Source organism: Sphingobacterium sp. UBA6645, from assembly GCF_002455685.1.
GTDB classification, from domain to species: Bacteria; Bacteroidota; Bacteroidia; order Sphingobacteriales; family Sphingobacteriaceae; genus Sphingobacterium; species Sphingobacterium hotanense.
The window spans coordinates 1-23,448 of record NZ_DKLH01000030.1 but is presented as its reverse complement, the minus strand read 5'-3'; the positions used below and the strand labels follow the sequence as shown (position 1 = coordinate 23,448).

Annotated in this window: 14 protein-coding genes; 5 read left to right on the top strand and 9 right to left on the bottom strand. The window is 41.4% G+C overall.

Annotated features, from left to right (window positions below):
- Positions 1–12: 12 nt before the first annotated feature.
- The 4 genes from accC (at position 13) to B2400_RS05130 (ending at position 4,395) form a co-directional block, all read left to right on the top strand.
- Entirely contained in the window at positions 13–1,374 is a 1,362-nt protein-coding gene (gene accC / locus B2400_RS05145) for an acetyl-CoA carboxylase biotin carboxylase subunit (protein WP_149527017.1), read from the top strand.
- Positions 1,375–1,466: 92 nt separating this feature from the next.
- Positions 1,467–2,336 (top strand): twin-arginine translocase subunit TatC, encoded by an 870-nt coding sequence (tatC, locus tag B2400_RS05140; RefSeq protein ID WP_286651678.1) that lies wholly within the window; start codon positions 1,467–1,469, stop codon positions 2,334–2,336.
- 9 nt (positions 2,337–2,345) lie between these two features.
- Positions 2,346–2,783 carry a ribose 5-phosphate isomerase B gene (rpiB, locus tag B2400_RS05135; protein ID WP_149527015.1) on the top strand — a complete coding sequence of 146 codons (438 nt, stop codon included), beginning with the start codon at positions 2,346–2,348 and terminating at the stop codon, positions 2,781–2,783.
- 22 nt (positions 2,784–2,805) lie between these two features.
- Positions 2,806–4,395: a M28 family peptidase gene (locus B2400_RS05130; RefSeq protein ID WP_293931562.1), complete on the top strand. Its 1,590-nt coding sequence runs from the start codon at positions 2,806–2,808 to the stop codon at positions 4,393–4,395.
- A gap of 365 nt (positions 4,396–4,760) precedes the next feature.
- Here B2400_RS05130 and B2400_RS05125 read toward each other — a convergent pair whose 3' ends face one another.
- The 5 genes from B2400_RS05125 to B2400_RS05105 all read right to left on the bottom strand — a co-directional run bounded on the left by B2400_RS05125 (position 4,761) and on the right by B2400_RS05105 (position 14,009).
- Positions 4,761–5,609 (bottom strand): transglutaminase-like domain-containing protein, encoded by an 849-nt coding sequence (locus B2400_RS05125; RefSeq protein ID WP_414712984.1) that lies wholly within the window; start codon positions 5,607–5,609, stop codon positions 4,761–4,763.
- Positions 5,610–5,647: 38 nt separating this feature from the next.
- On the bottom strand, positions 5,648–6,313 hold the full coding sequence (locus B2400_RS05120) for an ABC transporter ATP-binding protein (protein WP_149527012.1): 666 nt from the start codon (positions 6,311–6,313) through the stop codon (positions 5,648–5,650).
- Between the two features lie 169 nt (positions 6,314–6,482).
- Complete coding sequence (locus B2400_RS05115) at positions 6,483–8,867, bottom strand: FtsX-like permease family protein (protein WP_293931556.1); 2,385 nt, start codon at positions 8,865–8,867, stop codon at positions 6,483–6,485.
- A gap of 227 nt (positions 8,868–9,094) precedes the next feature.
- Positions 9,095–11,449, bottom strand: coding sequence for an ABC transporter permease (locus B2400_RS05110; RefSeq protein WP_293931554.1), 2,355 nt, complete (start codon positions 11,447–11,449; stop codon positions 9,095–9,097).
- A 175-nt stretch (positions 11,450–11,624) separates the two neighbouring features.
- Complete coding sequence (locus B2400_RS05105; RefSeq protein WP_293931551.1) at positions 11,625–14,009, bottom strand: ABC transporter permease; 2,385 nt, start codon at positions 14,007–14,009, stop codon at positions 11,625–11,627.
- A gap of 314 nt (positions 14,010–14,323) precedes the next feature.
- Here B2400_RS05105 and B2400_RS05100 point away from each other — a divergent pair, with 314 nt between their 5' ends.
- Positions 14,324–14,737, top strand: coding sequence for a hypothetical protein (locus B2400_RS05100; RefSeq protein WP_149527008.1), 414 nt, complete (start codon positions 14,324–14,326; stop codon positions 14,735–14,737).
- Positions 14,738–15,606: 869 nt separating this feature from the next.
- Here the strand turns inward: B2400_RS05100 and B2400_RS05095 are convergent.
- From B2400_RS05095 to B2400_RS05080, 4 genes are all read right to left on the bottom strand, one after another.
- Positions 15,607–18,057, bottom strand: coding sequence for an ABC transporter permease (locus tag B2400_RS05095; RefSeq protein WP_293931546.1), 2,451 nt, complete (start codon positions 18,055–18,057; stop codon positions 15,607–15,609).
- A gap of 248 nt (positions 18,058–18,305) precedes the next feature.
- On the bottom strand, positions 18,306–20,654 hold the full coding sequence (locus B2400_RS05090; protein ID WP_293931543.1) for an ABC transporter permease: 2,349 nt from the start codon (positions 20,652–20,654) through the stop codon (positions 18,306–18,308).
- Positions 20,655–20,952: 298 nt separating this feature from the next.
- Positions 20,953–21,630, bottom strand: a complete 678-nt coding sequence (locus B2400_RS05085) for an ABC transporter ATP-binding protein (RefSeq protein ID WP_149527005.1) — start codon at positions 21,628–21,630, stop codon at positions 20,953–20,955.
- Positions 21,631–21,717: 87 nt separating this feature from the next.
- Complete coding sequence (locus tag B2400_RS05080; RefSeq protein ID WP_149527004.1) at positions 21,718–22,971, bottom strand: efflux RND transporter periplasmic adaptor subunit; 1,254 nt, start codon at positions 22,969–22,971, stop codon at positions 21,718–21,720.
- Positions 22,972–23,448: the final 477 nt, after the last annotated feature.

Here is a 23,448-nt window from a genome sequence, read left to right as displayed (position 1 = left end):
TCATTCAGAACTATGTTTAAAAAAATATTAATTGCCAATAGGGGCGAGATCGCATTAAGAATTATCCGAACGTGTAAAGAGATGGGTATTCAAAGTGTTGCGGTATATTCTACCGCAGACCGCGATAGTCTGCATGTACGTTTTGCAGACGAAGCAGTTTGTATCGGTCCGCCAGCAAGTAAAGATTCCTATTTAAATATTCCTAATATCATTGCAGCTGCAGAATTAACAAATGCAGATGCTATTCACCCAGGCTACGGTTTCCTTTCGGAAAACGCGAAGTTCTCTGCTATCTGTGCGGAATACGGTATCAAATTTATTGGTGCTACCGCAGAGCAGATCGAAAAAATGGGTGATAAGGCTTCGGCAAAAGAAACGATGAAGCAAGCAGGTGTTCCAACGGTTCCGGGTTCGGATGGTTTGGTGCCTGATGTGAAAACGGGACTTAAGCTTGCCAACGACATGGGCTATCCTATCATTTTGAAAGCTACTGCCGGTGGTGGTGGTCGTGGTATGCGCATCGTATGGAAAGATGAAGAGTTTGAACCAGCATGGGATTCAGCTCGTCAAGAAGCTGGTGCCGCATTCGGAAACGACGGTATCTATTTGGAGAAATATGTGGAAGACCCACGTCATATCGAGATCCAGGTGATCGGAGATCAATATGGAACAGTATGTCACCTTTCGGAGCGTGATTGTTCTATCCAACGTCGTCACCAAAAATTGGTAGAGGAAGCTCCATCTCCATTTATTACGCCAGAGTTGCGTGCTAAAATGGGCGAAGCAGCTATCAAAGGTGCAATGGCAGTGAAGTATGAGGGTGCGGGTACTATCGAGTTTTTGGTAGACAAACACCGTAATTTCTACTTTATGGAAATGAATACGCGTATTCAAGTAGAGCACCCGGTAACTGAAGAAGTAATCAACTTCGATTTAATTAAAGAACAAATTAAGGTAGCAGCAGGTATTCCTATTTCAGGAAAGAGCTATGAGCCAACCATGCATGCTATCGAGTGTCGTATCAATGCGGAAGATCCTTTTAATAATTTCCGTCCGTCGCCAGGGAAGATTACGAACTTCCACTCTCCAGGAGGTCATGGCGTTCGTGTAGATACGCACGTATATTCTGGATATACTATTCCACCGAACTACGATTCGATGATTGCGAAATTAATTTGTGTGGCACAGACTCGCGAAGAGGCGCTTAACACAATGGAACGCGCATTGAGCGAATTTGTAATCGAGGGTGTGAAAACAACAATTCCACTTCACCTACGTCTAATGCGTGATCCTAACTTTAGAGCTGGTAATTTTACCACTAAATTTATGGAGACTTTCGACCTGACGCAGTATCCTGATGAGGAAGTTGTATAAAATTTATTTTACATAAGCAAAACATGCCATTCTTCTTGCGAAGAATGGTATTTTTGTTTTCTTACGAACAATTTACACGTATATAAACTTACATGTCCAAGAATCTAAAATTAATCGAAGCTATAAAGAACAAAGGCAAGAATATTGAATCGGAGATGTCTTTCTTTGATCATCTTGAGGTACTTCGTTGGCATATTATCCGTGCGGTAATCGCGGTTACTATTTTTGCTATTTTATCTTTCACCTTTTATGATTTTGTCTTCAACGAAATCATCATGGGGCCAAAGAATCTGGATTTCTGGACTTACCGTATGATGTGTAAAGTAGGGGATGCGCTTAACTTAGCCGGTTTCTGCGTGGAAAAAATTCCCTTCAATATCATTAACACCGAGTTAGCCGGGCAGTTTATGCTTCAGATCAACTCCTGTTTACTAATGGCGGTAGCCTTGGGCTTCCCTTATTTATTGTTTGAGGTTTGGCTTTTTATCAAACCCGCATTGACGGATATTGAGCGTAAATCGGCGCGTGGTTTCGTATTCTATGCGACGATACTTTTTATTATCGGAGCTTTATTTGGATACTATATCGTAGTTCCTTTATCGGTGAACTTCTTAGCAAACGTATCCTTAAGTGAGGAAATCACGAATCAAATTACGATTGACTCCTATCTATCTACTATCGCGACTTTAACTTTGGGCTGTGGGATTATCTTCCTTCTTCCCATCTTAATATTTATTTTATCGAAGATTGGTATCATGACTCCAGAGTTCATGCGTGCTAGTCGTCGTTACGCTATTGTGATTATCTTAGTTATTGCTGCAATCATTACTCCAACGGCAGATGTCATTACCCTATTGACGGTTTCTGCGCCTATGTTCATTTTATATGAATTGAGTATTATGGTTTCGGCGAATGTAAAACGAGCGAAAGAACAAGCGGAAAAAGAATTCTATAACAGTTAATAACATATCATGTCAAAAAAAATTGCAATTGGTGGAGATCATGCTGGTTTTGAATATAAAGCAGCGATCATTGAATTTTTACAGGAATTAGGTTATACCGTTCAAGACTTCGGTACCTATTCTACAGATTCAGTTGATTACCCTGATTTTGCTCACCCTGTGGCGAGCAGCGTTGAAGATCAGTCGAATGATATGGGTATCCTGATTTGCGGTTCGGCGAATGGCGTTGCTATTACAGCAAACAAACACCAAGGAATTCGTGCAGCAATCTGTTGGTTGGAGGAAATCTCTGCATTAGCACGTCAGCATAACAATGCAAACGTTGTTTGTGTTCCAGCACGTTTCATTGATTTAGATCTTGCGAAGCGCATCGTAAAAACGTTTTTAACTACCGACTTTGAAGGCGGTCGTCATGAGAACCGAGTGAACAAAATCGCTTGTTCCTAATCCATTATTTAAATCATAGATTATGAGGAAATATTTAGTACTGTCATTCTTGCTACCGGCAATGTTCAGTTGCTCGATGGCACAGAATCCTACACAAAGTAAATATGCTGAGCTATTAACTGTAGAATCGGCAAAAGCCCATTTGACGACGCTGACGTCTAAAGAATATGCAGGACGTGGCACCGGACAAGAGGGTGGTCAGAAAGCAGCAGAATATATTGCTAACACCTTCAAAGAACTTGGTTTAAAGCCTGCAGTGAATGGTTCATACTTTCAACCTGTCGCTTTAGAAAAGTCTTCGTATGCGGTTGAGCAATTCAAGATCAATACGCACGAATTCACCAATGGAAAGGATTTCTTCGTTCAGGGGTCGAATGATCTAGCGTGCTTTGATGCCAATGAGATTGTATTTGTAGGCTATGGTATTCAATCGGAGAAGTACAATGATTTAAAAGGTCTTGACATTGCTGGAAAGATAGTGATGTTCATCAGCGATGGAGAGCCAACGGATAATAACGGAAACTCGCTCATAACTGGTACTAAAAACCAATCGGAGTGGGCTACAAGCCGCTTTAAGAAAGCACAAGAATTGATGAAGTTGAAGCCGAAGCTTATTATTGCTACCGGCAAACAGACTTCTGATATGATTGCTCGCTTTGGAGGTCGCTTAACAGGCGGTCGCTTCATGTTGCGCTCTGAGGAAAAGAAGAGTCAATCTACAGGCAGCACAGCAGCTCCAGTAGTGAATATCACATTAGAGACAGCGAACCAAGTCTTAGCGGCAAAGAAAACTACGGTTGAGAAAGCGCTTGCAAAGATAAACACTTCTAAGAAACCGAACTCTTTCGTTGTCAAAGCTGATGTGAAAGCGAAGATGGGCGTAAAGGCAGAAGAGTTCAATGATCCAAACGTATTGGGCGTAATTGAGGGAACAGATAAGAAGGATGAGATTGTAATTATCTCTGGCCACTACGATCACGATGGTATTCTACCTGACGGAACGTTCTTCCCTGGTGCTGATGATAACGGTTCAGGTACTGTAGGTGTTTTAGAGTTAGCGAAAGCTTTTGCTGCAGCTAAAAAAGACGGACATGGACCTAGAAGAACGATTCTTTTCATGGGCTTTGCAGCTGAAGAAAAAGGCTTATTAGGTTCTAGCTACTATTCAGAACACCCTATATTCCCATTAGCAAATACCGTTACTTGTTTGAATATGGATATGATCGGTCGTATCGATGACAAGCACCTAGCAGGAAATCACAATTATATCCATGCCATTGGTTCGGATATGTTGAGCAGCGAGCTGAAAGCGATCAACGAGGAAGCAAATAAGACCTATACGCAAATGGAATTGGACTACATGTATGATGATCCTAAGGATCCGATGCGTATTTACTACCGCTCAGATCAATATAACTTAGCAAAGCATGGTATTCCTGTAATCTTCTTCTTCTCGGGCTTGCACCCAGATTATCATACACCAAACGATACGGTTGATCGTATCGATTTCAATATGATGACCAAACGTGAGAAACTAGTATTCCACACAGCATGGGAAATTGCAAACCGTGATAACAGACTAGTAGTCGATAAAAAGCCAGAGGCTTTATAAATTAGATATTAGACATTAGATTTTAGATATTAGAGTAGGGCGCCGATAAGGCGCCCTTTTTTATGTGGATTGTTCTTGTTTGAAATGGTCGGAAAGGGAGGAAAGTTTGTTTAAGTCGGTAGAGGAAGGAAGCGTAAAGGGCATAGACATATTGTCTTTGAACGATCAAAGGAAGAATTTAAGGGTAGTCAGGATCGGGTCTGAAGTCTAATATCTTAAGTCTGAAGTCTAATATCTAATTTCTGTTCTGAAGCTGGAAAGAAAAGACTAAGCGATGGCCATGATCCTGCTCATCCTAAAATCCTTCCTTTCCTGTTTCAAGACAATGCTCTAATATCTAAAATCTTATATCTAAAGTCTAGTATCTAATCTTCAAGTAATCCCAGCAATAGCTCGATGTCCATGCGTTTTTCAGCGTTATCGATATATTCGTATGCAGCGACGAGGTTCCGTAGCACACGCTTGACGATGGCTAAGTTGTCGCAGGGTAGGGTGTATTCTTCAGAAAGGGGAAGATTTAGCTGTCGTAGGAAGGCAAATATATCTTCTTCGCGCATGATTTGCCCGCGATTGAATACATTGATGTAAAAAGCTACCTTATCGTTGTCTTGGCTATCCATAAAGGCGAGGACAAAATGCTTCGGTAAGTTTACTCCGTAAATTGGTATATCTAATTTCTGAGCAACAAGGGCATAGATACAAGCAAGGCTAATTGGATTGCCTTTTTTAGTTTCGAGCACCTTGTGGATAAAAGAATTCTGCGGGTCATGGTAACTAGAGGTATTTCCTGACAGTCCGAATTCTCGGAAGATAATATTATTTAGGAGTTTGACCTGTTCCAATGGGCTCATGTCGTACATCAAATGGTACCAGGCATTGCGTCGTAATTCTGCCAGCTGGTAGTACACCTGATCTTCGTTGAGATTGGGATATTGGTAGCGGTTGATAATCAATAGACCTTCAAGAAGATCTTCCTGATTGTTTAATTTCCAGAGTTGTAAATCGTTCTTAACCTGATCGAATTGTATTTTATGGATGATATTTTCGATTCGGCTTTGCGAGAGTGGGTCGAATGAGGATTCCCATGAGCTTTCCAATAAAGGAATTACTTCCGGTCCACAGGTAATGAGTTTATGTTCAATTTCCTGAAAGATTCCTTTATCCGGGTCATCCAATAAGGATATAAGTGCCTTTATTTCCTTCTCATTCACAATTAAATTTAAGGAAATAAAGACATATATACAAGAATGGCTTAACGCTTTACGATCTGACCGTCGAGTAAGTCGATTATTCTTTTGCCATATTCGGCGTTTTTCTCTGAGTGTGTCACTTGGATAATCGTCACGCCATCATTATTCAATTGCTTGAACAATTCCATGATTTCTTCGCCTTGTTTGGAGTTTAGATTTCCCGTAGGCTCATCTGCTAGGAGCAATTTGGGTGAGCCAGCTAATGCACGTGCAATACCTACAATCTGTTGCTGACCACCGGATAGCTGTGCTGGAAACAAGTCTTTCTTGCCAACGATGTTGAAGCGATCCAGCATGTCGCTGACGATGGCTTTACGTTCCGAAGAGGACATGTTTTTATATATAAGTGGGGTTTCAATATTCTCATAAACTGTTAATTCATCGATTAGATGGTACGATTGAAAGACATAGCCAATATGTGATTGAAATAGCTGATTACGCTTCTTGGCTTTCATTGCCAAGACATCTTCGTCCATAAAGAAGTACTTTCCTTCATTAGGCTCGTCGAGCATGCCGATGACATTTAATAGTGTCGATTTTCCAGATCCTGAAGGTCCCATAATGGAGATAAAATCGCCCTCTTCGATCTCTAAATTGATGTCTTTGAGTACAAAAGATTTTGTACTTCCTAGGTTATACCATTTGAATATGTTTTCTAGACGAATCATTTTGTAGTAGTTAGTATTTAGTACTTAGTCGTTAGACCTATGTTTGTTATTTTTTTATTTTGTTCTCTTTATTTGTCCTGCTTCGAACAGTCTCAATCCAATTTCGAACAATTGATACTTGCTCTCCCACTTTGCTCTAATGTCTTATGTCTTAGATCTAAAATCTAAGTTATTCATCTCTTAAGCTGTCTACCGGGTTTGCCTTTGCGGCTTTAATCGCATGGGATCCTATCGTCAGGAATGACACCAACAGCGTCATGAGACCAGCTAAAACGAATACCCACCAGTCCATGTTGGTATGATAAGCGAAGTTTCCTAACCATTTATTCATTGCCAGAAATCCTAAAGGTACGGCTAATAGAAATGCAATGCAGATTAGGCTGATAAAATCGCTGGTCAACATCCTGACAATTTTGCCAATAGAGGCACCTAATACCTTGCGTATGCCGATCTCTTTAACACGTTTCTGTGTGGCATATGCTGATAATGCGAATAATCCGATGCAGGCAATACTGATGGTAATGACGGCGAAGAGCTGCATGATCTTAGTGGTTTGCTGCTCCTGCTGATATAATTTAGCATAATCATCGTCTAAGAAATGGTATTCAAATGTGCTATTCGGTTTCATTGATTTCCATACCATTTCAATTTCTGCGAGCGCTTGTCTGCTGTCGGCTTGATCCTGTATTTTAACGAATATATTTCCAAAGTAGTTGTATTCAGGGAATAATACGACAGGCTTTACCTCGTCGCGGAGCGATGCAAAGTTGAAGTTGTCGACCACTGTTTTGATATTTCCTTTGCGACCGTTGAGGACTAATCTTTTTCCGATAGCCTGTTCTGGAGTCCAGCCTAAGTTCTGCGCTGCAAGCTTATTGATTACAAATGCTACCGAACGGTGGTCGGATGTATCTCTTGCTTTCAGAATATCGGCATCCGTTAGGGTTTCTCCAGCTAATACCGGTATCTCGAATACCGACAAGAAATCCTTTTCAATAGGAATAGCAGTAATACTTAAAGAGAAATCATCGGCCTTTCCTTCGGCTTCAGTAATGGTATATCCACCCTGTATGTCTACAGGGGAATCATAGGACGCAGATACCGATTTTATTGTATTCTTTCCGAGCAACATCGTCTTCATCGTTTCCCTTTCTTGCTGGCTCCATACGTCTCCATCCAATACAACAATGCGCTCTCGGTTCAAGCCCGTATCCGTATTTTGCAGGAACTGCATCTGTTTGTAAGCGAAGAATGTACAGATGACCAAAAAGATGGAGACGGTATATTGGATAGTTATCAGAACATTGCCGATGTTGAATTTTGAAGATCGCGTAGAGAGTTTAGCCTTCAGTGCTTTTATAGGTCTGTATTGTGCTATCAACCATGCCGGCCATCCGCTAGCTAATAGCGATAGCGTGATGAAGAATACAATGATTGCGACAAAGAATAATGGTTCTTTCCATACTCGCAACTGCATTTCGGAACCTAGGTATTCGGCAAAAAACGGAAACAATAAATAGGCAAATACAAAGCCGATCACTAGACTGATGAATACCATCAAACTACCCTCAAAAAGGAACTGTTTGAAGATTGTGTCTTTACGCGCGCCTAATACTTTTTTAACTCCAATTTCTTTTGCTCTTTCGGTCGCCTGAGCGAGAGAGAGGTTCATGAAGTTAATGCAGGAGATTAGCAATAGGGCGAGGGCAAGACAGGCAAATACGTAGATATAGACTATCTGTCCGGAACCTGCAGCCTTGGAATGCAGATGTAACCTAGGCAGGCTTTCCATATTCGTTTTGATGGAAAATCCGTTGGTGAAAGCCTCTTTGAACATTTCCTCGATGCGGGTGTTGAATTTCTTTTCAAGCGCACTGAGTTGACTTGGATCTTTTAATAGAATAAATGTCACATCATTTGCCGCTCCCCAATCTTCCTGCTTATAGCGTTCTAGCCCAACGTTAGATAAAAGGCCAGTGAACTGGACTTCCGAGTAGGTAGGGGGATTGTCAATCACTGCTGTCACAATTCGGTCGGTATCATCAATTCGCAGTGTTTTGCCAATGGGATCTGCATTCTGGAAATATTTATCAGCAAGATCTTTTGTTAGAATAATAGCATTTGGGTTAGCAAGTGGAGTATTGGCATCTCCGGCGATAACAGGATAGTCGAATACTTCCAGAAATTCACGGTCTACAAACTTAAGTTTGCTTTCCTTCACCCAGTCATTTCCTTTTCTAACCAATGCTGCATCGTTATACTGATAAACACGCACGGCTTTTTCGACCTCCGGAAACTCACGCATCAATAAGGGCGCAACGGCTGTAGGAGTAACACTGCTTTGTTGGAATTCGTTGCTTTCTCCCGATTTAAATGCCGCACTCACCAACGCTATCCGCTCTGAGTTCCCCAAGAACCTGTCGTAGTTAGCCTCATGATAGATATATCCTGCTAATAATAAGAAGCATGTTATTCCTAAGCTAAATCCAAGGATGTTGATCAATGAAAAACCTCTGTTTTTCCTGATATTTCGGAATACTGTTTTTAGATACATATATGTTAGATATTAGACATAAGATATTAGACTTTAGAGCTTGACGACGGTATTATCCGAGTTGCAATGGCTTTGCTAATATTGTAATGTGTTGGTTTATAGTGTTTTTGTCTTATTTTGTTCTCTTTGTTCGTTCATTTTCGAACAGTCTCAGTCCAATTTCGAACACTAGATACTTGCTGTTTCACTATGCTCTAATGTCTAATGTCTTAGATCTAAAGTCTAAATTATTCATCCCTCAAGCTATCCACCGGATTGACGCGCGCCGCTTTATAGGTTTGCCAAGCGATGGTAAGCATGGCGAAAGCCAGTGCGATCAGCCCTGCTAGGGCAGGCATCCACCATTTAATTTCAATTCGGAAGGCGAAGCTTTGCAACCATTTCTTCATCGCTATCCAAGCGATAGGTGCGGCGATTAGGAAGGCGATACTGATCAGCTTGATAAAGTTTTTGGACAGCAATAGAATGATATTGCTGATCGAGGATCCTAATACTTTACGTATTCCGATCTCTTTAATCTTTCCATTGATCAGAAGCACAGTCAGGGCGAATAACCCGAGACAAGAGATAACGATAGCTACCGATGCTCCAGTAATCACTATTTTCCCAAAACGTCGGTCGTTCTTATATAGATTTTGCGTATTCTCGTCGAGATAACTTGCGTCAATATTGGAGCGTGGATTGACATTTTTCCAGATGGACTCAACATTTTCCAGTGTTTTGGCGAGATCATTAGTCTGCACGCGAACAAAGATATATTGCACAGGGAATATATTGGGATTGACAGACATGGTCAAGGGGCCGACTTGTTGTTTTAAGTCTTGAAAGTTGAAGTTATCGACAATGCCGATTACTGTCGGCGATCCATCCATTCCTAATGGTTTCCCTAATATAGCGTCCTCTCCGCCAACAGCTAATGCCATTTCTTTATTGATAAGCACAGCATTGGTGTCAGTTCCAAAGCTTTTGTTAAAATCTCTACCGGCAATGAGTTTGATATCCAAGGTTTTCAGATAATCATAATCTATCCTTAGGAAGTTCGTGATAATCTCTTTCCCTTCATGATCGAATCCGAATCTGCTCGTCGATGTACTATTGTCCCGTCCTCGACCCAGGTTAATATCTGATCCGCTGACACTTTTTGCCCAAGTTTGGGCAGCTAGTTCAATGCGCATGCGTTCTAATGCTTGTTGACCATCTATACTATTGCCAATAGGAATGCTGACTACCTCGCTCTTGTTAAAGCCCAAAGGTCGGTTCGTAAGGTAGTGCAATTGAAAGCTTATTACAATGGTCGCAATACATAGGATGATAGCGATAGCGAATTGCAATACCGTCAAACTATTCTGCATTGGAGTTGATTTTATCTTTCCCGTGCCTTTAAGACTTTGGATGATATTGGCGCGAGCCATACGGAGGGCAGGATAGCCTCCGGTAATCAATGTCAAAATAAGGAAAGCAGCAAGGAATACAGCGATGTTCACCGGGTCGAAGAGCTGTGCTATCTTAAAGTGGTAGCCTAGCGTCGCATTGTATTCCGGTAATAGTAGCGTGGCGAATAAAATTCCTAAGATCAATCCGATTACACAGATGATAAACGACTCTATCCACAGTTGTTTGAAAAGTTGGAAGGTAGTGCCTCCAATTGTTTTTCTTGTACCAATTTCTTTAATACGGCTTAAGGAGTTTGCTAAAGATAGATTGACAAAGTTAGAACCCGCGATAAACAGGATGAGCCCGGATATTAACAGGAGTATCCAGGGGAATGGCGTTTTTTCTATCGACCCATATTCAACACTTGTTAAATGCAAATCCGACAGCGGGAGCAAATGAATATTGATATAGGCGCCATGTTCATCAGGCTTTGCGCCATCTCTTTTCAACTTGGTAATTTCATCGCTGTAATGTACTTGAGCAAAGGATCTCGAAGCGTCTGCAAATTTCCGATCATCCAATTTGGAAGACTTTACTTTCACTAATAATGTATGATCTTTGTGGGTCCACTCATTCATCCGCTCTTGGTATTGCGGTGATTTTTCAAAGCGCGTTAAACTGTTAAATTGTATGCTAGAGTTCGCTGGAACAGATTTTGTCACGGCGGTGACAACATTATTTTCCCAGGTTCCAGTTTGATTAAATTCGACAGTTTTACTGACAACATCAGTCGTTCCAAACAGTGCAGTCGCGGTGTTTTCGTCAATGACTAGTCCATCAAGATTATCAAGTGCCGTTTTATTCCCAGCAATCAGTTCGAAATCAAACATGGAAAAGAAAGACTGGTCAACATATTTATTATTGCTTCGGAGTTCCTTATCCCCATTTCGCAATAAGATATTGCCGTTTAAAAGCCTGCTAACTTCTTCTACATTAGGAAGCTCTTTTTTCATTAATGGTGCTAATGGCGCAGCAACACTTGTGTTATAGTTAGTACCATTAGCTGTATTGGTCTCTATGTAGACAACACCAATTCGGTCAATATCCTTGTGAAATTTGTCAAAGGATAGCTCGAACATGGCCGTTAAGAATAGAATGGTAGCTGTCGCTATCGCGATAGAGAACCCGAAGATCTGAACAAAAGTCAAGGACTTTGTTTTTAATATAGTGCGAAAGGCTATTTTTAACATTTTGTAGTATTTAGTATTTAGTATTTAGTAGTTAGTATTAAGACCTATAGTTGATGAAACTTATTCATTATTAACCTGCTTAATATTCAATGCTGGTCTAATGTCTAAAATCTAATATCTTATATCTAAAACATTATTCATCTCTCAAGCTGCTCACTGGATTTGCAATTGCGGCCTTTATGGATTGCCAGCTAATGGTCAGCATGGTGATAATGACTGCCAATCCGCCCGTTATAGCGAATACCCACCAAGAAATCTCGGTTCTATAGCTGTAATCAGATAACCAGTTTTTCATGGCATACCAAGCAATTGGAGAAGCTATCAAGAATGCGATAAAGATCAACACGATAAACTCTTTTGATAATAAGCTCGTCACTTGCAGGACCGAGGCTCCCAACACCTTGCGGATTCCGATCTCTTTCGTTCTGTTCTCCGCCATATATGCTGCAAGGCCAAACAACCCGAGACAAGAAATAAGAATAGTGAGGCCCGCAAAGAGAGTTACTAATTTGCCCGTACGTTCGGCAGAGGCAACTTTGTAAGCATAGTCTTCATCGGTGAAATCATAAACAAACTCATAATCCGGATTTAACTTCTTCAAGACCTGTTCGATCTTGTTCAGACTTTCTTTCGTCTCAAATCTATCGGAGAGTTTCATATGTATCGTCGTCGCATAATACGCACGCGGTCCACAGATCATCATAGGTTCAATCTTATCGACAAAAGGCGATCCAAACACAAAGTCGTTTACAATGCCGACGATTTTATAGTTCGCTTCTTTATAACCCACATGATTGATCAGTTTACCGATAGGGTCCTTTATACGCATCGCCTTAATGGCCGCCTCATTCAATAATATAGCACTAGTATCCGTTGGGAATTTATTGACGTCGATATCGCGACCTTCGACAATCTTCAAGCCCATCGTCTTCGCAAAGTCGGCATCCGTTCCAAATTTTACGAATACGGTCTGCTCGTCCTGTTTCGTGCTGCCATCCCATTCTAGCCCCCATTGATCGCTCCACTTTTGTGTTATAGGGCTCAGACTCTTGGTCATCGAGCTAACTGCTCCGGTATTTAATATTTCATTTTTTATCAAATCATAATTCGAACGTATTTTTCCTTCCATCGGTACAGCAATTAACTGCTCCCTGTCATATCCCGCATCGCGGTCTAGTGCATAGCGTATTTGGTTGTAAATAATAATCGTGGAAATAATCAATGTAATTGCAAAGGTAAATTGGATAACAACCAAGACTTTTCGCGCAGAGACAGTACTTCTTGCGGACTTAAATGTACCTTTCAATACTTTAACAGGATTAAAGGAGGATAGGAAGAAGGCTGGATAGCTACCGGCCAAAAGTCCCGTAAACAAAATGAAAGCAATACTAAGCAACCAAAACCCTGGCTCTTGTATTGGTACAATCAGTTTCCCGCCAACTAATTGGCTATAATGTGGAAGGGCCAAATAAACGAGTGCCAGTGCAATGAGGAAGGACACGAAGCTTAAGAACACACTCTCGAAAATAAACTGCAGTATCAATCCCATTTTCGTCACGCCTACAACCTTGCGGATCCCCACTTCTTTCGCACGCTTTTCACTCTTAGCTGTACTCAGGTTCATAAAGTTGATGCATGCAATTAGCAGTATGAAGCCGGCAATGGCGGTAAACAATCGAATCTTACTAATCTCGCCAGCGACGAGCTGCCCATTCACATCTTTATTATACAAGTACTTCTTGTCTATTGGATGTAGAAAGGGCTCTGCCGTAATCGGAAGGCCAGCACTTTTGGTGTTATCCTTTGCCAGGTTCTTAATCTTGTTTTCCAAAGCGGTCTGCGAGGCTCCTTCTTTCAATAATACATAGCTAGTTGTCGAAAATGCTCCCCAGCCATCTTGCTCTGGATTTATGCGTTTGGCATAAGATCGAGGGATCAAGTATTTGAAACCAAACTTGGTATTGTTTGGTAGATCTTGGAGCACAGCGGTCACTGTCAACTGCGATGCAGAGTCGACAGTTAACGTCTTTCCAACCGGATTCTCATTCCCAAATAAGGTTTTCGCAAAGGAGGCTGTCAACACGATATGGCTAGGGTCTGCCAACGCTGTATTCGCATCGCCTTCCAGTAGAGGAAAGCTGAACATATTTAGAAACACACTGTCTACGACTGCACCATAACCTTTTATTTTCTTGTCGCCACTTCGGAAGAGATTCGAGCTCCCATTATATATAGTTGCGGCCTCAACCTCAGGATAATCCGATTGTAAAGTCGTCGTCAATATTTTCTGGGTATTATTGTTTACCCATGTTTCGATTCCATCCGTATCACGATTATAGACTACATATAGACGATCAGATTTCTCATGAAACTTATCCATACTGTATTCTCGCTGAATCCAGAGGGTAATTAGGATAGATGCAGCCATACCGATAGACAATCCGATAATATTGATAAAGGAAAACACTTTGTTCTTTGCAAGACTGCGAGCTAGTATATTAAAGTAATTGCGAATCATCGATGAAGTATTTAGTATTTAGTACTTAGTATTTAGACCCGTAGGGACTATATTATTCGACATTTATCAAATAGCCACTAGGATGCCATTGTTTTAACGTATTGATATGCAGTTGTTTGTGTGTTAATCTCATTTGTTTATTGTTCGAATTCGAACAGTATTTGTGCGTATGCGAACAATCATTATTTGCTTTCAATTTACATGTTTAGAACTTATATATCAGCGTCTTAACAAGCTATTCTCTCTTAGAAGCATATCGAAGAAATGGCAAGATAATTGTATCCTATCTTGATACACAACTATAATAAAACCCTATGAAATCAACAATTAAACTTGCTGTCCTAGCCTTGTTAGCAGTCAGCACAACAGCACATTCTTCTTGCAGTAAAGATGAAGAAGCAGGTCCGTCGATTGATGTGGCGACAGGATCCTTCAAAGGGACGCTAAAATCCAGACTTCCCGGAAAAGCATTTAATACGACTGCCAACGCCATCGTAACGGTGAGTAAACAAAATGGTTCGGAAATGAAAATTACCATGCCGTTTCCGGAAGGAGCTTACACCCGAGTAATAAAAGTAGCAAGTTTGGACGGCGATATTATGAGCGAAGATCCTCAAGATCCTGCAGGAATCTTTATTTATTACACGGCGACATCTCAGTTATCTATAAGTAGCCAGCCCCTAGCAGCGGATGCTGTTCAGTTTAGCTTTCAGGGACCGAAACAATAGTTTAGATATTAGACATTAGATTTTAGAGCAGGGCGCCGATTAGGCGCTTTTTTTGGGGATGCGTTGTTTTTTTCTTTGGTTTAGAAAGGAAAATTTTTCTGAATCAAGAAAGGAAGGATTTAAGGATTGGCAGGATCAATCGTCTACCTTTCTTTCCAATCCTGATAATCATTTCATCCTTTTTTTCCTGGTTCAAGACAATTCAATCCCGTCACTCCACACATCCTGAACATTTGTCTTAAACAAGAAAGGAAAGTTTGTTTTTGAAGAAAGGAAGTATTGTTAGGATATTTTGTCTGAACCAGGAAAGGAAGGATTTAAGGATTGGCAGGATATTTTGTCTTTGAACCAGGAAAGGAAGGATTTAAGGATTGTCAGGATATTTTGTCTTTGAACCAGGAAAGGAGGGATTTAAGGGTTGTCAGGATATTTTGTCTTTGAACCAGGAAAGGAAGGATTTGAGGATTGTCAGGACACTTTGTCTTTGAACCAGGAAAGGAAGGATTTAAGGATTGTCAGGATCAGGTTTAACCTTTAAATACCTATGATATATTTTATTGTACCCTTTTTCGTAATCTAGAGGTAAGTAAGTTTACTTACTCCCATTTCAAACCCAATGTAAACCCAATTCAAACCCCAATCATAAGCGCTCCGAATTGGCTATGTTATGGTTAAGAATGGGGTGTAAAATGTTACTCAGTAATAGCAGGTGTATCCAGATCCTGTTCATCCTTGCATCCTTCCTTTCCTGGTTCAAAACAATCTTCTCTTTCTAAACCAAAGGTTCAGAGACTCCTCAAACAGCAAAAGGCGCCTAATCGGCGCCCTGCTCTAAAATCTAATGTCTTATGTCTAATATCTAGCCCCCCTTATTCATCCCTCAAACTATCCACAGGATTAGTCTTTGCCGCCTTGATAGCCTGATAGCTCACGGTTAATAGGGCTGCCACTAAGGCGAATAATCCGCCCAATACAAACGGTATCCATGATAGCTCGATGCGGTAGACGAAGTCTTGCAACCACTTGTTGCAGGCCCACCAGATGATAGGGCTAGCAATGAGGATTGCAAGGATCACCATCTTCACAAAGTCTTTAGAAAGCATGCCGACAATTCCCGACACCGTTGCACCCAACACTTTACGGATGCCGATTTCTTTGCTTCGTTGAAATGCGGTGATGGTTGCAAGTCCAAATAGACCCAGACAGCTGATGATAATCGCGATGCCCGTGCTGATGTTCGTCAGTTTGTATAGGTTTTGTTCCTTTTTGTACATCGCGAGAATCGACTCGTCATAGAACTTATATGTAAATGTATCTTCCGGGAAGAACTTTGCCCAGGTAGACTTCACTTGTTCGATGATTTGCGGCCATTCTTTTCTATTCGTTGAGCTTAGTCGGATACCATAATCCCCTAACTGTTCCTTTGAGTGGAGAAGTGCTAAAGGCTCAATGTTTGAATAAAAGTCTCTGGTATGGAAATCTTTCATAACACCGACAATTCGCTGCTCATATCCTTTCTGACCAATTATTTCGCCTATCGCATCTTGTGGATTTTTAAATCCATATCCTCTAGCTGCGGTTTCATTGATAATATAGCCGTTGGTTGTGTCAGATGGTAAAAGGGGAGCACCAGCACTGAGCTTCAAATCGTAAAAGGAGAAGTATTCCTGATCGATTACTTTAGTGAATATGTTTTGTGAGATAGGCTCCAACTGTCCCTTCGGATAGTAGTTCATGTGAGAAGAACTATAGTCCGGCGATAATGGAGCAGTCCCCATCGTTACAGCCTCAACACCTGGAATCTGACGTAGTTCATTGCTTAGGGTTATCTTCTTCGTTTCGAAATTAGGGTCTTCGAAAAGCTTGTAAGGTATTTCAGAAAGAATCACGGCCTCTTTGTTGAAACCCATATCTTTTTCGACCAGATATTTTAATTGCTGCCCAACAATCAATGCTCCAACAATAAATATCTGCGCAATGATAAATTGGAAAACGATAAGTGCCTTACGAAGGTTTATTCTGTTCTGACCGACAGCAACTGTTCCTTTATTTCTAAAGATATCCACAGCATTGACCTTGCTGATGATCCACGAGGGATAAAATCCTGCCAATACACTAGTCGTTAATAATACAAAAGCGATGAAGACTATAAAGAGTAGCGGATTGGAATTGGTCTTGGCACCTTCGGATACTAAGTCGCCAAGGAACAGCATGGCAATCTGGACAACGAAAGCCGATAAGACGGTCGCTAATCCAACGATGATTGCTGTTTCTGTCATCATCTGCAGTACTAGCGATTTGTTAGATCCACCAAGCGTTTTGCGAATCCCAATTTCTTTATAACGTTGCGGTAACTGTGCGGTGGTCAGGTTGATGTAATTGATGCAAGCCAACAGTAGCAAGAAAATTCCAACACCAATTAAACCATAGATCACCTGTAAGCTGGTTTTATCAGCGTCGCGCTCGTTCATGTGCGACGCAAAATGCGAGTCTTTGATCGGCATGAAGTTTATGCTTCTCGTATATTCATAAGTCGGCTTGGTCTCTGCTTTAAATTCTTCCCATTTACTTTTGACGGTAGCCTGTATTTCCGTAAGAGCTTTATCAGCGGCGGCTTTATCCTTGACTAAAATATAAACCTTGTCCGCACCGTTGCTGTTTGTCCAACTGGCTAGTCTTTTATCTTCCGCCCTTTTCTGCAGTAGGAGAAATTCTTGACCAATAAATTCAGAAGGAAATGGGAGGTTCTCGACAATGCCGGAAACTGTTTTCTTCAATGAGTCATTATATACGATCGTTTTTCCCACAATCTCCCGCGGGCTTAAGTTTGGAAAGTAATACTTTGCGCGTTTCTCCGTCAGCACGAGTTGAAACGGGTCGTTCAACGCGGTCCTCTTATCTCCCGCGAGCCACTTATAGGGTAGCATATCAAAATAACTAGGAACCGTATTGATCACTGCAGTCTCCAAATAATCAGGCTCTTCCTGCTTTGCGTCCTGACCGGCGATAGCAGGTATATCGATCTTTGCAACAAACATCCGGAAGCTCGGAACAACATTTTCAAGACCATCCATCTCCTGCTTCATATGGAAGTAGATCGGTCGCGACAAGCCACCAAATAGCTCATCCTGGCCATCGCGCTTAAAATTCAATAATACTCGATAAATGTTCTCTTTATCTGGAATGCCCTGCTCATAACTGAGCTCGTAACTTACAAATCGGTATATCAACCAGCAGGAGCTAATCCCGATAGTTAATCCCAGGATATTCAAAAAGCTGAATAGCTTATTTCTTTTTAAGTGGCGTAGACTGTTAAACATTTTTGTAGTATTTAGTGGTTAGTATTTAGTGGTTAGTATTTAGTATTTAGACCTATGGCGGAATATCAGATATTAGACGTCAGACATTAGATATTAGACCCGATCCTGCCAATCCTTTTATCCTTTTTTTCCTGGTTCAAGACTATGTGCTGCTATACCAAGCCAGCATAGGTCTAAATACTAAGTAATAACTACTAAATACTTAAACAAGGTCTAAAATCTAATGTCTCATGTCTAATATCTAACCTTTACTCATCCCTCAAACTATTCACTGGATTTGCTATAGCGGCTTTTATCGACTGATAGCTCACCGTAAATATGGCAATCAAAATAGCGGTTATTGCTGTTATCAAAAATATCTCCCAACTTACTGATATGCGGTAGGCATAAGTGCTCAGGTAGCTGTTCATTGCCCAGTAGGCCAATGGGAATGCGACGATGCAAGCGATGATTACAAGCAGCACAAACTCTTTGGAAAGCATTCGGGTAACTGAAAATACAGATGCACCCAATACTTTGCGGATGCCGATTTCTTTCGTTCTGTTCTCTGCCATGAACGCCGAAAGTCCGAATAGTCCCAAACAAGAGATAAAGATGGTGAGCCCGGCGAATAGAGAAGCTAGTTGTCCGGTTTTTTCTGACTCGTTAAACTTCTTCGCATAGTCTTCATCAACGAAGGTGTACTCGAAAGGGTAGAGCGGATTGTATTTCTTTAGAATCGCTTCCGTTTTGTCTAAAGCCTCACGCGTATGTATATTCGGTTGGAACTTAATATGTGTAGTCGCTAGATAGCCATGGGCACCTTCGATGATCAGCGGTGCTATAGGATCATAAGGCGACTCTTGTATAAAGTCTTTGATCACACCGATGATTTGGTAAGACTGACTGCCGTCCTTAATAATCTGTCCGATAGGATCCGCAAACCCAATTTCCCTTGCCGCAGATTCATTGATAATCGCCGCTGCCGAGTCTGTTGGGAATTTGCTGAGGTCAAAATCACGACCCTTCACTAACTCCAGACCTGTGGTTTCTATCAACTTATCGTCTGCTGCTGTTCTATTAAAGATTACGGTATTGTCTTTGGATTTCCCTGCCCACTCAAAAGTGTTGCTGTTGCTCCATCGTAATGTAATTGGCGACATTGTGCGTGTCAAGCTGCTAGCAATACCTTGTTCCAATAATTCCTGTTTAATGGATTTGAAATTCTTCTCAACATCCCCATTTTCATATATGAAAATCAAACGTTCTTTATTGTAACCAACCTCACGGTCTTGTGCATGTTGTATTTGCTTACGGATAGTGATGGTGCTGACGATTAATACGATAGCGATAATAAACTGACTCACGACTAATACCTTCCTTGTGCTAAAGCTATTCACCTTGAACACAAACTTGCCTTTAAGCACACGGATTGGTTTGAACGAGGATAAAAAGAAAGCCGGATAGCTGCCAGCAACTAATCCCGTAAAGATGACGAATGCCATAAACGCAATCCAGAAAGCAATGCTATCGTATGGCAATGTCAATTCCCGATCTACTAATTTCGAATAACTCGGAAGTGCGAGGATCACAATAAGGAGTGCAGCAAGTCCAGCAAAAATAGCCAGTAAGATGGACTCCGACAGAAACTGTTTGATTAAGGATGATTTTCCTGCACCAACCACTTTTCGGATACCAACCTCCTTCGCTCTTTTTTCGCTCTGCGCTGTACTTAGATTCATAAAGTTGATACAGGCGATAAGCAGGATAAAGCAAGCAATCACAAAGAAAACACGTACCGTATCAATTCTTCCACCTGCGACTACGCCGTTCTCATATTTATCGTAAAGATGCATGTCCGCCAAAGGCTTGATTAAATTGTCGGCGTTTGTTTCGGTGTGACGTTTTACAAGTCCTTTGATGTTCTTGCTCAGCAATTCAACGTTTGCTCCCTTTTTCAATAAGATGTAGGTCTGTAATGTATTATTATTCCAATACGTATCTCCAGCATTTTTGCTGTCATGATACTTCATCGAGAGCAAATAGCTCGTTTTATTGTAGGTGCTATTGGCTGGAAGATCTTTCAATACGGCAGATACGGCGAACTGCTCTTCATTATTTCGTTGAACGAATTTTCCGATAACATCCGTGGAATTGAATAATTTCTTCGCTAATGATTCCGTCAAGACGATACTATTCACATTGGAGAGCGCAGTTTTCGTATCACCTGCGAGGACTTCGAAATCAAAGATGTCAAAGAATCGCTCATCTGCAAAAATGCCAGCTTCCTTGTTCAACTTGTTCTCTCCGACGGAAAGCAAATTATTACCGCTTTTATTTACACGCACGGCATGCTCGATCTCGGGAAATTCCGTCTCTAGTGTCCTTGCCATCACACGAGGGGTCCAGAACCATACCTGCATCTTATCGCCCCAGATTGCTTTATTCCCGACAACATAGGTCCGGTCGAGATTGCTGTACTGACGATCAAACGTCACTTCACTCCGAATCCATAACATAATCAATATCGCGGCCGCCATACCAATAGCTAAACCAATAATATTGATCGCCGTGAATCCCTTATTCTTCTTGAGGTTGCGAAAGGCTATTTTAAACATGTGGTTGTATTTAGTGTTTTTTAGATTTTAGACATTAGATATTAGACATTAGAGTAGGACGCCGATTAGGAGCCTTTCTTTCAGACTAGATATTAGACAGTAGATATTAGATATCAGACCCGATCCTGTCAATCCTTAAATCCTTCCTTTCCTGGTTCAAGACAACGTACCTTCCTTTCCTTCAAGTCAACTGTCCTTCTTTTCCTGATTCAAATTCCATTCTAATATCTAACGTCTAACATCTCATATCTAATTTCTAACATCTCATATCTAATGTCTAACATCTCATATCTATAAATTAATTTCTTACATCTTCCAATATCACCTGTCCGTCGAGCATTCTGATTACACGGTCTGCGAATTTGGCGTCGTATTCAGAGTGTGTTACCATGACGATGGTTGTTCCGGCTTCGTTGAGTTCGGTTAGTAATTGCATAACTTCATTACCGTTGCTCGAATCTAAGTTACCTGTGGGCTCATCGGCTAGGATCAATTTAGGGTTGTTGACTACGGCGCGCGCTACGGCGACACGTTGTTGCTGACCACCGGACAGCTGCTGTGGAAAGTGATTGCGGCGGTGCATGATCTGCACTTTTTCCAACACTTCCTCCACGCGTTTCTTACGTTCGGCAGCAGGCACATTGGTGTAAACAAGCGGAAGTTCCACGTTTTCAAAAACCGTTAGCTCGTCGATTAGGTTAAACGACTGGAAGACAAAGCCGATGTTATGCTTGCGCAAATCCGAACGCTTATTCTCCTTAAATTTTGCTACTTCGATACTGTTGAATAGATAACTGCCCTCGTCTAAATCGTCCAACAGACCAACTATATTTAATAGGGTCGACTTCCCACATCCAGAGGGGCCCATTACGGCAACAAACTCTCCCTCTTTCACATGTATATTAACATCGTTGAGCGCAACAGTCTCCACCTCTTCGGTGCGATAGAATTTCTGTAGGTTGGTTATCTTGATCATATGGTATCTATAATTTCTTTGTTTATCTTTTCATCATTTGCGACCTACTACTTCGGTTAGGGGGTGAAGCAGCAGGCGCAATGACTTCTACTGTTTTATGCTCAATTCTTGAATCTTATCGTAGGTTTCATAGCTTGAAATAACGACTTTATCGCCGGGTTTCAAGCCTCCTAATACCTCATAATATTCCGGGTTCTGACGGCCTAATTGAATATCCGTACGATAAGCTGTATTTCCTGATTTATCTAATTTAAAAATCCAGTTTCCGCCCGTTTGTTGATTAAAGCCTCCCTTTGCGAGTAACACCGCTTTGGTCTTATCGCTCAATGCTAAACGTATCGGCAGGGTCTGTCCGCGACGGATACTCTCCGGTCTTGCACCAATAAACTCCATGTCTACCAAGAAGCGACCATCTTTCACCTGGGTGTACACTTTTTTAATGCGCAGCTCATAGGACTTGTCATCAATGCTGAACTGCCCCTTCAAATCAGGAAAGATGCGGTTGATATAGTGCTCATCGATTTCTGCACGCACTTTAAAGCCTGTCAATACATCAATCTGTCCTAAACGCTCGCCAGCCGTTTTATTCTGTCCGATCTCTGCATCAAAGGAAGTCAGTTGTCCATCCACAGGAGCTCTTAATATTAGATCTCCCACTTTTTGGCGCATCAGCTGCAAAGCGCTCTGCGTACGTTTATAGGTTTCGCGGTCCTGATTTAGTTTCTGTGCATTCGAAACCTCATCTTGTCTCACGATCTGATTCGTTAACCCGATACGTTCTTTCTGGTAATTATACTCATTAAGTGACTTTTGATATTCCTGTGAACCAATCGCCTTTTCCGCCAGCAACTTTTTGTTCAAGGTATAAACGCGCTCCGCTTCCTTCAGTGCTTGCTCCACATCCGCCATCTGATTACGATTGTTGATAGTAGCCTGCTGTGCACTGGTCTGCGCAATTTGAGCCTGTGTCAAGAGGTTCAAAACCTGCGTTTCCTGATTGATAAGGCTCAGCTCCAAATCCGTATTCGAAAGACGCATGATAGGGTCTCCTTTTCTCAAATGCGCCCCATCTTCTACATATTTCTCCTCCACACGACCACCAACCGAAGCATCCAGATAAATACTGCTGATAGGAAGTACGGTTCCATTGATAGGTATAAACTCTTGAAAGGTATCTTCTTTTACTTCAAAGATAGCAATACGCTCCGCTTCTACATTGAGTTTGCTATTGCCGCTCGTGAAGTAATAACTCGCGCCGATCAAGCCAACCAAGGCAACCACGCCGCCAACCGTTAAGAGCCGCTTCGTATTCCATGTCTTCTGTTTAATTGGTCTGTCCATTTATTTTATTCTTTACGATAAATGCATAGATAAGGTTGTGCCAAAGTTGTAAATATCTGTAAATCAGTGCTGTTTCGTCTTTAGCAACTTGGCTACTGTTCGTTAGCGAACAGTAGATGTTCGCTTATGTCCATGTTAGATGTTAGATATGAGATTTTAGATGTAAGACATGGAGGAGTCGGAGAGGTGGGGTGAGGGGTTTTTTGTCTGAAACTTTGGTTTAGAACGGGAATTTTGTTTTGAACATTTGGTTTAAACTAGAAAGGAAGGGAATTTTGTTTCGAACCAGGAAAGGAAAGATGCAAGGATTGGCAGGATCGGGTTGAAAGAAAAAAAGGGGTTGTTTCTGAACCAGGAAAGGAAGGGAAATTTGTTCTGAACCAGGAAAAAAAGGATACAAGGATTGCCATGATCAGGTATAGCGGCGAAAGATGGTATGGGTTATATACATTTTAGGAAGGTGTCTAAAAAGGCACC